11 protein-coding genes are annotated in these 9,295 nt (G+C 61.7%); 2 read left to right on the top strand and 9 right to left on the bottom strand.

Annotation, left to right across the window (positions count from 1 at the left end; translation table 11 throughout):
* The first annotated feature begins 671 nt into the window (after positions 1-671).
* Entirely contained in the window at positions 672-1,124 is a 453-nt protein-coding gene (locus tag V2B23_RS28855; RefSeq protein WP_430953387.1) for a hypothetical protein, read from the top strand.
* Positions 1,125-1,382: 258 nt separating this feature from the next.
* On the opposite strand, the gene V2B23_RS28850 is transcribed toward V2B23_RS28855, so the two are convergent.
* From V2B23_RS28850 to V2B23_RS28835, 4 genes are all read right to left on the bottom strand, one after another.
* Entirely contained in the window at positions 1,383-1,517 is a 135-nt protein-coding gene (locus V2B23_RS28850) for a hypothetical protein (RefSeq protein ID WP_430953386.1), read from the bottom strand.
* A gap of 93 nt (positions 1,518-1,610) precedes the next feature.
* Entirely contained in the window at positions 1,611-3,608 is a 1,998-nt protein-coding gene (locus V2B23_RS28845) for a cutinase family protein (protein WP_430953385.1), read from the bottom strand.
* 421 nt (positions 3,609-4,029) lie between these two features.
* Positions 4,030-4,647, bottom strand: a complete 618-nt coding sequence (locus V2B23_RS28840) for a PIN domain-containing protein (protein ID WP_430953384.1) — start codon at positions 4,645-4,647, stop codon at positions 4,030-4,032.
* 50 nt (positions 4,648-4,697) lie between these two features.
* Complete coding sequence (locus V2B23_RS28835) at positions 4,698-5,111, bottom strand: helix-turn-helix domain-containing protein (RefSeq protein ID WP_430953383.1); 414 nt, start codon at positions 5,109-5,111, stop codon at positions 4,698-4,700.
* A 338-nt stretch (positions 5,112-5,449) separates the two neighbouring features.
* On the opposite strand from V2B23_RS28835, the gene V2B23_RS28830 reads away from it, so the two are divergent.
* Positions 5,450-5,695: a hypothetical protein gene (locus tag V2B23_RS28830; RefSeq protein ID WP_430953382.1), complete on the top strand. Its 246-nt coding sequence runs from the start codon at positions 5,450-5,452 to the stop codon at positions 5,693-5,695.
* Positions 5,696-5,709: 14 nt separating this feature from the next.
* Here the strand turns inward: V2B23_RS28830 and V2B23_RS28825 are convergent, their stop codons facing one another.
* The 5 genes from V2B23_RS28825 to V2B23_RS28805 all read right to left on the bottom strand — a co-directional run bounded on the left by V2B23_RS28825 (position 5,710) and on the right by V2B23_RS28805 (position 8,964).
* Positions 5,710-7,008 carry a hypothetical protein gene (locus V2B23_RS28825; protein ID WP_430953381.1) on the bottom strand — a complete coding sequence of 433 codons (1,299 nt, stop codon included), beginning with the start codon at positions 7,006-7,008 and terminating at the stop codon, positions 5,710-5,712.
* Positions 7,009-7,437: 429 nt separating this feature from the next.
* A complete protein-coding gene (locus tag V2B23_RS28820) occupies positions 7,438-7,761 on the bottom strand; it encodes a hypothetical protein (protein ID WP_430953380.1) in 324 nt (107 codons plus the stop codon).
* Entirely contained in the window at positions 7,758-8,312 is a 555-nt protein-coding gene (locus V2B23_RS28815; protein ID WP_430953379.1) for a hypothetical protein, read from the bottom strand. The genes V2B23_RS28820 and V2B23_RS28815 overlap by 4 nt, the downstream gene beginning before the upstream one ends.
* The gene (locus V2B23_RS28810; protein ID WP_430953378.1) at positions 8,309-8,704 is read right to left on the bottom strand and encodes a hypothetical protein; all 396 of its coding nucleotides are present in this window, start codon (positions 8,702-8,704) and stop codon (positions 8,309-8,311) included. The genes V2B23_RS28815 and V2B23_RS28810 overlap by 4 nt, the downstream gene beginning before the upstream one ends.
* Entirely contained in the window at positions 8,701-8,964 is a 264-nt protein-coding gene (locus V2B23_RS28805; protein WP_430953377.1) for a hypothetical protein, read from the bottom strand. Before V2B23_RS28805 ends, V2B23_RS28810 begins: the two co-directional genes overlap by 4 nt.
* Positions 8,965-9,295: the final 331 nt, after the last annotated feature.

Genomic DNA, 9,295 nt, shown 5'->3' with positions numbered 1-9,295 from the left:
TGTCGTCATCTCGGCACCTCCTCGCCGAGCATTCACTCAGCTAGTCGGGCCGAAACACCGTTTTAGAGACAGTCCCTCTTGCCGCACCAGGCCGAACACCGCCCAAAACTGGCAGCCTCAAACATGTCGGAACCTTCGGATACCATCGCAATTGCGACGAGCACCAGGTCGCCACACTGACCAGGCTGCAGCGAAAGCTAACGTCCTGACCTGCAAGAATGCTTGCAGGTCGGTTACACGTGGCGGCCTGATTCTCATTTCACCACCAGAAACTGGATCGCGCCCCCATGGCGGCGGTCCTCGCGACGATCGCCGTCGAGAATCCCGGCAGCCTCGCCGCCTCCGCGCCTCAGTGGGCCAGGCTCACGACTGCGGGAAACAGTGCGAGGCGCATCCACAGGCATCGATTTGCGCCGAAGATTAGCGAGATGCGTCGGCAGATTAACTAGCAGGATGCGAAGGAACCGCGTCTGACGCGATGTTCAGTTCAGCGCCCCAGTTCGAGGTTCATCACCGGGCGAGCTCTAGTGGAATGCCCAGCTCAGCGAGTTCTGGTCAAGGGCAGGATATCGCGATGCAGTCATCGTTCTGCGTGTGGACATGGCGGCCAGGATCCGCGTGGGGGCAGCACAACGTGGCCTTGACACCGATGTCGATATGTCAAGTCGAGCTTGACAAGCCATCCGTGTCAGGGCAACCTTGACGTCATGAATGAACTGGTGGAGCGGGCCATGACCGTTGATGTCGAGGCCGCGGCGAGGGCAGCTATGGATGCTGCGACTATCGAGGTGCCGCGGCAGGTCGACGAGTTGATGGGGGCCGGGCCACTGCCGGGAACCCCGGAATGGGAGGTCGAGGAGCGCGAAGGGGTGTCGGCGAAGAGGCAGCTGGCGTGGTCGCTCGCGTCGCTGCGCGTGGAGCTCGCAGCGGGCCTCGATCCGTTACCGACCGTGGTCGGGCTCCGCCGGATCGGCGCCACTTGGGAGCTCATCGCGCGGGCGACGGGAGTGTCCCGGCAGGCCGCACACGAGCGGTGGGGTCAGAAGGTGCTGGCCGTGCTGGACCGCTACGGCACCGGCGAACTGGGCGGTCCGGTCGCCGACGACGAGACCGACCTGCGCTGATTCAGGCTGCGACGCTTCGCTTCCGGACGACGGTGCAGAGCGCGCGCCACCCAGCAGGAACACCGCCAGCACGGACGTGGAGACAACGATGACGCTGAAAAGCGGTGCCCTGGCCGCTGAATCACCCGGAGCGCCATCCGCTTCCAGTGACGTTCCTGTATTGACGGGCTTGGTCGACACCCCCGATATCTGCCAAAGTGCGGTGGCGCGTCCTGTCGATTTTTACTACAACTTGACAACAGGCCCGCGCGTCGCAGGTCAGGTGACGCCGCTGCCACTCGAGCGGACGTTGGACTCTTGCGAGCCTTCGATGCCGTCTTGATTTGTAGTTGCCGCGTAGCACGTGGCGCCGCCGGCGGTGTCGGGCAGTTGGGACTTGAGGTGCGCGATCACGAGGCGAGCAAAGGTTCGAAGATTGCGTCAGGGCTGGGATCGGTGAAAACTGCTCGCTTTCAGCTCTCCTGCAAATTCGATGTTTTCAGGATGCTATGTGGTGTGCCGGATTTGGAGGGTGAACCAATCGGTGAGCCATTGGAGTGCGTTGCGGCCGGAGTTGTCGACGGTGAGTTGCGTGTAGTTGGTGTGTGCGCCGGAGGCGACGAACGAGGCCGCTTGGAGTCCCTGGCCGAGGAGTGCCGCTAAATCTTCCGTGTCCTGTGTTCCGGCCATCGCGGTCAGAGAACTGGTCAGCCCGCGCAGGTCCATGGTTTGGGCTTGGCGGCTGATCTGCGTAGACGAGACTGATGGGGCGGCTTCTTCGCCCAAGAGGGAAGTATCGGTCTTGGTTGCAGTGCCGGTGAGCATTGTTGTTGCGGCAGCGGCGAGGTCGAGTCCGATCGGCAGCAGTCCAGTGAGTGCGGCCGGGTTTCCTTCGAGGACCGACCACGCGATTTCTTGAATCTGCCCGACGCTGTCGGCAATCGCGATGATGTCGACTCCGGAGAGGAGATTGCAGACGAGCGCCGCGATTCGGGCTGTGCCGGTCGGGTCGGGGATGGCGGAGAGAATTTGCGATATCCATGTGAGGTCGACGTCGGCGGCCATTTTCACCAGTGGTGCGAACTGGTTGTTGAGGTCTCCTGCGATCTGGTGTGCTCCGGCGACGTCGAGTGCGGCCACTTTCTGCGGCAGCAGCGCAAGATCATTGAGGATCGCGGTGTAGTTGATGGAGGTGATTCCGGTGGTGATGTTGAGAACTTGATCGACCACGACCTGCGGCTTGAGGACAGAGAGCACGCTCGATGCTTGGCCGAGGATCTCCGGTGGGGTGGTGGCTAGGGGTGCTACCTGGTTGTTCAGTGTTGCGGCGGTGGCGGCGAGCGTGGCCGCTTCTGGTGAACTTGTCGCCAGGGATGTGTTCCCTGTGTCGATCAATTGCGTTGCAGCGGCCGCGATCCTGTTTACGTTTGACAACGCGCCGGGGAGATCCGAATCGTGGGCGCTCTCGAGCACTTCGCTGGCCGCGTGCTCCGGGGTACCTGCTGGGGCGCTGGACAGGCTGGTCGACTGCGGGTTCGCAGCCCCGGACGTGAGAAGCTCCGCCAACGGGCTCAGCGTGCCCAGCAGCGAGGTCGCGTTGTGGGCGATGTTCGAGATGTTGATTGCTTGTCCTGCGGGAGGATTGACCGCTGCTGTCAGGTTTGCAACGTCGGTGCCGATACCGCTGAGGTCAGCCTGGGAGAAATCGGACGTTAGTGCCGTCGCCAAACGAGAGCCGCCGCCGACAACCGTCGAGTTGGTGGATGCGCCGGGTGACTTACTCAGAACGGTTCCGAGCGCTCCGAGAACACTGTTGCGGCCCTTGTCGATGGAGCAGTAAAGATCTTTCGGATCGCAGATTGTCGCGACTCGTCCTCTGAGCGTGCCCATTCCGTGGGGGCGGGGGTCTGCGATCCCGGTTCCGGCCGCGGGTGGGCCGACGACGGATTCACCGTCTGTTCCTCGGCCAGGGTCCGCGAGCAGTCCGACTGCGAGGACCTTGTCGGCGCTGATCGGGCCTTTCCCGTTCCCGATGTTGGAGGCGATGTCTCCGGTGGCATCGGCGCCTTGGGAGTAGCCGGCGAAGATGAATGTTGTCTGGGGGCATTTCGCGGCGACAGTGCTTACCTTGTCGTTGATGGCGGCGATGGCCGTAATCTTGCTGTCGCCGTACGTTTTTCCTTGATCGAATGCCGAGGCAGCGTACGGGGTGTAGAACAGTTCGACGTTGTTGCCGTACTTGGTCTTCAGTGAATTGCCGACTGCTGCGAGCATTCCGACAGGAACGCGGGGATCGGCGTCGGACGTGGTTTCCCACGTCCCCGGGGTCATCACCGCAAGGACGTCGGTGCAGCCCGGCGGCGCCGCGGATGCGAGTGAGGGGACCGTGAGCGCTAAAGTTCCGGCTCCAAGCGTGGACACGGCGAGCCCGAGCGCTAGTGCGCGGCGGCTGGAATCGGTCTTTCTGGTACGTCGACGGACGAATGATGTTGGTGCGGTGGACATGTGAGGGGGTGTCCGTTTCTGCCTGGATGATGTTGCGGCTCAGTGTCGGCGACAGGCGGTACGGACGACAAAGTCACTGTGGATAACTTTGCTGGTGGGGGCCGGTACGTGGCGGGGAGTGTCCATTCGAAGAAGGCGGACGGACATTCCCGTCGGCGTTGCCGAGTGTGAGTGGACGGCTGCAGGAAAGTGCTGCGGATGCCTGCGTGGGCCTCAGCGTGGACGTTCCCGAAAAAGGGTTGTCATTGACATGGCTGCGGGAACCATGCCAGGTCTGCCAGTGTCCTCGCCGATGTTTGAGCCAGTCGGGATTCAACTTCGGCGGGTTTGCTGTGACTGTTGCGGCGATCTCGATATCGGGAAAACTTATACATCGAGCAGTTCTCGACAAGTTCGATGCAGTCGATATTTCGCGACTTTTTCAGGCCGTGGTATCCGCGAGAGCGGTGGCTACGGCGGGTGTTTGCATCATGCCGCGGATCGCGGCGGCGAAGTTCGGAGCCGCAGCGGAGTCGAGTCGGGCGGCGAGATTGAACGGCCCACCACGTCGGCGGTGATAGGTGATCTGCTCGAGCAGTACCTCACGCACGGTCGCGATCGCGTCCTGGTAGACAAGCATCAGGAAATCATCGGCGGTGTAGACCTCGTATCCGAGATGTTCGTCGCACTTATTGGCGAATGCGTGGAAGTCCTGGTCGTCGGTGATGACGTACTGCACTGCTCCGTGTTCTGCGGCCGCGTGCAGGTGTGCGTCGTATTCATCGGTGTAATTAAGGTCAGGATCGATGTGGTAGCCGCTGATCCGACCGTGTGGAACGACCTCGAGGATGCGGTCACGCACCCCACCGATTTGCTGGTCAGAGTACGTCGGATGGTTCTTCCGGAGGTGGTACACCAGTTCTGCCAGTACGTCCTCGGTCCAGCGCAGGTGGAACAGTGGTGCGCCGGATCTGTTTGCGAGCAGACAGATCCAGTCCCGCAGCGTCCTCGAATAGAAGATGTTCGCGTCCGGCAGCACGGCCGGTGCCCCTGCACTCATTCATCAAAGGATAGAGGTCACGGCCGACTACCTAGTGCGGTGACCGCCGGTCAGTAGTCCAGGTTTTCGTCATCTTCGAATGCGCGCAGTTCCCGGAACGCGGCACGTTGCTGTTCACGCATCTGTTCGCGGTATGCCAGTACATCGCCGGCCCTGAGTCGAGTGTGGGAGCCGACCTTGTGCGCTGGTATTTCCCTCGATTGGATGAGTTTCATCAGGGTGGGGCGGGAGATGTCGAGCATGTCCGCAGCGTTCGTGGTGGTGAGCTCATCCGGGATCGAACCGAGTGTGACGGTCCCGCCGGCTGCGACGATGCGCATCACCTCGGTGAGGATGCTCGCCAGTTCCGGTGGAACCACGGACGCGAGTGCCGCGGTATCGACTGCTCGGGCTTGTGCGGCCGCGGTATCTGTCACGGTTAGCGTGGTCTTCCCTACGCTGCGATCGGTCAATGTTGCATTCATTGCTTCATGCCTCCTGTACGAGACCTAGCGTAGGTGGTTGCAGTTATAAGTGCAACCAGGTTTCGGGTAGGTGCGCGCTGATGTGAACACGCTGATCGGCCGACAGCGGTGTGCAGCATGCTTGGCTCGTTAGGTGCTGCAGAAACCGGCATCCGCGACTGCTACCGGGTGAAATGAAACGCCAGGCAATGCCAATAGTGAATGATCGCGAAAGCAAACGGCCAGGCCGCAGAGCGTTGGGACACTTCGCCACGCGCGCCCCTCACTACCAGAAGCTCCGTCGCGAGTGCGTGAAGGATGGTGCGCGCGAGTAGGTGTGGTCGGGGGAGAATCCGAGAATGAACAAACAGAACGGCGAAACCAATGCTGCGACGGGTGTTGGCTCTCGCGTCAAGGTCACGGTGCCTGGTCCCGGCAGCGGCGGCGTGGCATGTACCGGTGTGGTGATCGAGGACTACGCGAACATGGTCATCGATTCGGAGTCGGTGGGGCGGGATTGGGCCCCGGTACATCGGTGGGCGATCGCCTTGGATGACGGAAGGCTGGTTTTTGCCGATGACGAGGATCTTGCGGCCGCCGACTGATGGATATCTCGGGATCATGCGGGCCTTCTCGTCGAGAGCCGTTCGCGTAGTTGTTTCATGATCTCGGCACGAGTGTGAGCGGTCGCGACGTGTGAATCCCGCTCTCGTATCTCGCGTCGGCGTGCTGCTTGTTCGGCTAGACGAGTCCGATCGTTTTCACGGGCACGTTCGGCGGGGGAAGGTTGTGACCAGTCGATCTGTGCCAGTCGCCAGCGCAGGAACGCAGTCGGGCGTGTGAGCTGTGTGGGCCAGACCCAGCCCCGAGATTGGGTGTCTGCGGTGAGTTTACGGGCGATGTCGCGACCCGTCCACCGGGTGACGTCGATATCGGTGTTGGCCAGAACATCGCAGATCCGCCCGACGTGTCTGGCTGTTTTCAGTCCCGGGATGTGAGCAATCAGCTGGGCGGCGGTGCGTTGCAACTCGATTGGACGTGGGGTCGTTCTTTGTGGGTTCTTCGGCTTGCCCGCTCGCGTGTGCGCGTGCGTTGGTGAGAACTTCAAAACAAGAGATGGAAGAACAAATCCCCCAGAGGGGGATAGGGGGCCACGGCCACTCGGGTGTGGAGAAGTTCGCGAAGCTGCGCGAGCGCGGGTGCGGGTGCGGTATGCGGCGCTGCGAAGTGTTGCGCGAGAGGGCTTTCTGGACTTCGTGAAGGGCGCGGTGATAGTTGTGACCGCGGCGCGGGGTGAGATCAGTGCCCAGACGGAGGCTGCCCGGAACTGTCGGTGCCCGTGGTGCGCTTCGGCGGCCATCGATTCGATTTTGGTGAGGTAGCGGCCTCGTTCCTGTTCGACGGCCATGCCCAGGGCGCCCAGGACGCGCCTGGCTCGTTTGACAACAGTGACGCTGACGCCGGCGCGGTTGGCGATCCTCTCGCGTGAGGCGGTGACGCCGCGCCCGGTCTTTCCCTCTGCCAGGGAGGCGTGGGTGACGGCGACAGCGAATGCTGCTTCGGTGCTGATGGTGTTTTTCTTGCAGATTTCGGTGCCGGTGGGGGAGTTGAGCAGGGTTCGGACTTGGTGCTGCCATTGGGCGCGACCGGACCAGATGGGGGTTCGGGCGCGGCGGCCAGTGGTTACTGGCAGAGCCCAGGAGTTTCCTCGCTGCCCGCTTTCGGCGTTCAGCGCTTCGATGCGGGCGACGTTTTCGGTGGCCTCACGTACTGCTTTGGCCCATTCGTCGGCGTCTTCTGTCGTGGAATGGACAGCAGTCTTAGCGGCGGCGCCTGTATGCGACGCGCCGAAAGTACTGTTTTTGTGAACTGTTGTGCCTGGTTCAGGGTGTGAGCTACCCTGAGACAAGACCTGCACGGTTTTGTCCCTTCGGGGATATGCAGTACCGAAGTTGAAGCGCCAAACTTCTTCTTCACCAGTTACGACCGGAGCCCGGCCAGGGGCTCTCGTTTAGCTCGACGAACTTTGTTTCACAAACCCCCGCAAGGGGGTTTCGTCGTATCTGGGGGTTGTACTGCGGCTATGGAGTTAGATATCGAGGTCGTTCACATGCGCGTACTCAGTGGTGTGCAAAAGCCTTTCGGGAGATGGACATAGCCACCCCACATCACAGCACGCGCCAGCACCTTTTTCGGGGAGCTACGCGGAGCCGGATTCAGCCATCGGGGCAGCTCAAGTGCCGTTCCGGGGATGATGTAGTGCATCTTCATGAGTGAGCTGCACGCAGCGAGAACAGGGCGCCGGCGACGCCTGCAAGCCCTAGAGTGCCGGTGAGGATCAGTGCCGTCATCGTTGACCAACTTCCGTTAGAGCTTCGCGAAGTTCGAGGAGTCCGCGCAGTGCGATTGCGACTTCTCGAATTTGATCGATCGAGGCGGTTTCGGGATCGCTCGCGACGAGGTCGGTGACGTCTGTGAGGGTGCTGTACGCGAGGTCGTCGAGGGGGCCGGCGAGCGTGTCGACGGTCTCTTGAATGATGGTCTCGGCGAGTCGCCGGACTTCTTCGGTTTCGTTCTTTGTGGGTGAGTTGATGCCGCTTTCTCTCAATAGTGAGTTCGCGACGGTGGCGATCATGGAGTCGATGACGCGGGAGCGGTGGATAGTGGTCATGACGCAACTCCCAGATGCTCCGTCTGGACGGTGATCGTGAGCGGCTGTACCCAGTGCTCGACAGCGGCGGTGATGGTTGCGCGGGCAGTATCGGTGTCTCGGGCGTTGATGATCGCAGTGAAGGCGGACGAGACGGCCTCACTGCCGGAGACGTCGAGCCCTTCGCAATGGTCGAGTCCATCGGTGATGAGGTCGATGACAGCGCTGAGTGCTTCCCAATGGCCGGTCGTGCCCGGAGTGTGATCGGCGATCTGCTCTGTCACAGGAAACTGCTCGGCGGACCACAATTCACGCAAGTTCAGGGGGTGGACTGCATTCGCTGTCAGCTGGCAGAGCCGGGCGACCGGCACACAGACGTCGTCGATGCCGTCGACGATCGCAGCCATTCCCCACGTCGGATGCGTAAGAAGGTCCGCCAACCACAGCCACCGACCGGCCGCCAAACCGGTCGAAGCCGGGGAAGTCAGTGCGCCACTACTCAATCCGAACATGATCTCGGAAAGAGGACGCAATCCGTCCCTGAGTTCGCACAGCAGTCGGTCAGTACTCATACCGAGGACTCCGATCCGGGTACAGCGACTACCAGGGGTGTGATCATTGCGCATCGGGTGAGGTCGCTGTATCCGAGGTGCAACGGCTTGGGAACCGGTGAATGCGTGGGCTCGACCGTCAACGGCCCGTGTGCATCGATCAAATCGCGGGCAGTGAGTACGGCTCGGGAATCGGCATCGATCAGGCCGTGGATGTCGGGGGAGTCGTTGACATGTGGAGCGTCGCGAACGAACGCGCGCCTACTGCGGAGCCGTCCGGCGACTTCCACGAGTACCCACAGACGGTGATAGCGGTCCCGAACGAGAAGGTGACCTGCGGAATCTGCAAGCATTCGGTACGCACCCCATATCGCGTCGAAGGTGTCGACGATCAATGTCGGCGTTTTGTTCATGCTGCTGCACCCGACCGCTGAGGCGAGGTCCGCTTGACTGAGCTGGAGCGACCGTCGCGGCGAGCGATGAACTCTTTGAGGAAATCGAGGCGGATTTCAGTCCCGACCTCGTCGTAGGGAATTGCTGCCCAGATCATCGAGCTAGGCGGGCGTCCGGTCGCGAACTCATGAGCTGCGGCGATCTGGCACATCGTCAGTAGCGGGCAAGCGCTGCAGGTGCCGATGGCGGCGAGTGCGCCTCGATGAGTGGTTTGATCCATATCCCACAGCGCAGGATTCGCCTGACACGGCCGCTGCTCGCGGGCCTCCACCCGCGAGTCGGCAGCAGTGGACGCGGGGCGCGGGTGGAGCGTGATCGATGACTCGTCTCGACGATTGAACTCTTTACGGACACATCGCAATGTGGGGCAGTCGATCAGCTCGTCGGTGTAGACGAATCCGCAACGCGCGCAACGACCGCCACCCGGGGCAGGGGAGTGCTGTGCAGCGATCCGAAAAAGTTGATCCGATGACGAAGCATGGAGAACATTCGTCTGACCTCGCATTTCGGTCTTCTTGACGCTCGGAGCGTCAGCTAATCTGTGCATTGCA

The organism is Rhodococcus sp. 24CO, assembly GCF_050586165.1.
Lineage (GTDB): Bacteria > Actinomycetota > Actinomycetes > Mycobacteriales > Mycobacteriaceae > Rhodococcus_F.
The sequence above is the reverse complement of the archived record's forward strand: the minus strand, read 5'-3'. Positions and strand labels throughout refer to the sequence as shown.

Bases quoted from the DNA above. Each gene is read 5' to 3' on its own strand.
- V2B23_RS28845 (WP_430953385.1), bottom strand. From the start codon at position 3,608: ATGTCCACCGCACCAACATCATTCGTCCGTCGACGTACCAGAAAGACC.
- V2B23_RS28840 (WP_430953384.1), bottom strand. From the start codon at position 4,647: ATGAGTGCAGGGGCACCGGCCGTGCTGCCGGACGCGAACATCTTCTAT.
- V2B23_RS28835 (WP_430953383.1), bottom strand. From the start codon at position 5,111: ATGAATGCAACATTGACCGATCGCAGCGTAGGGAAGACCACGCTAACC.
- V2B23_RS28830 (WP_430953382.1), top strand. From the start codon at position 5,450: ATGAACAAACAGAACGGCGAAACCAATGCTGCGACGGGTGTTGGCTCT.
- V2B23_RS28820 (WP_430953380.1), bottom strand. From the start codon at position 7,761: ATGACCACTATCCACCGCTCCCGCGTCATCGACTCCATGATCGCCACC.
- V2B23_RS28815 (WP_430953379.1), bottom strand. From the start codon at position 8,312: ATGAGTACTGACCGACTGCTGTGCGAACTCAGGGACGGATTGCGTCCT.
- V2B23_RS28810 (WP_430953378.1), bottom strand. From the start codon at position 8,704: ATGAACAAAACGCCGACATTGATCGTCGACACCTTCGACGCGATATGG.
- V2B23_RS28805 (WP_430953377.1), bottom strand. From the start codon at position 8,964: ATGGATCAAACCACTCATCGAGGCGCACTCGCCGCCATCGGCACCTGC.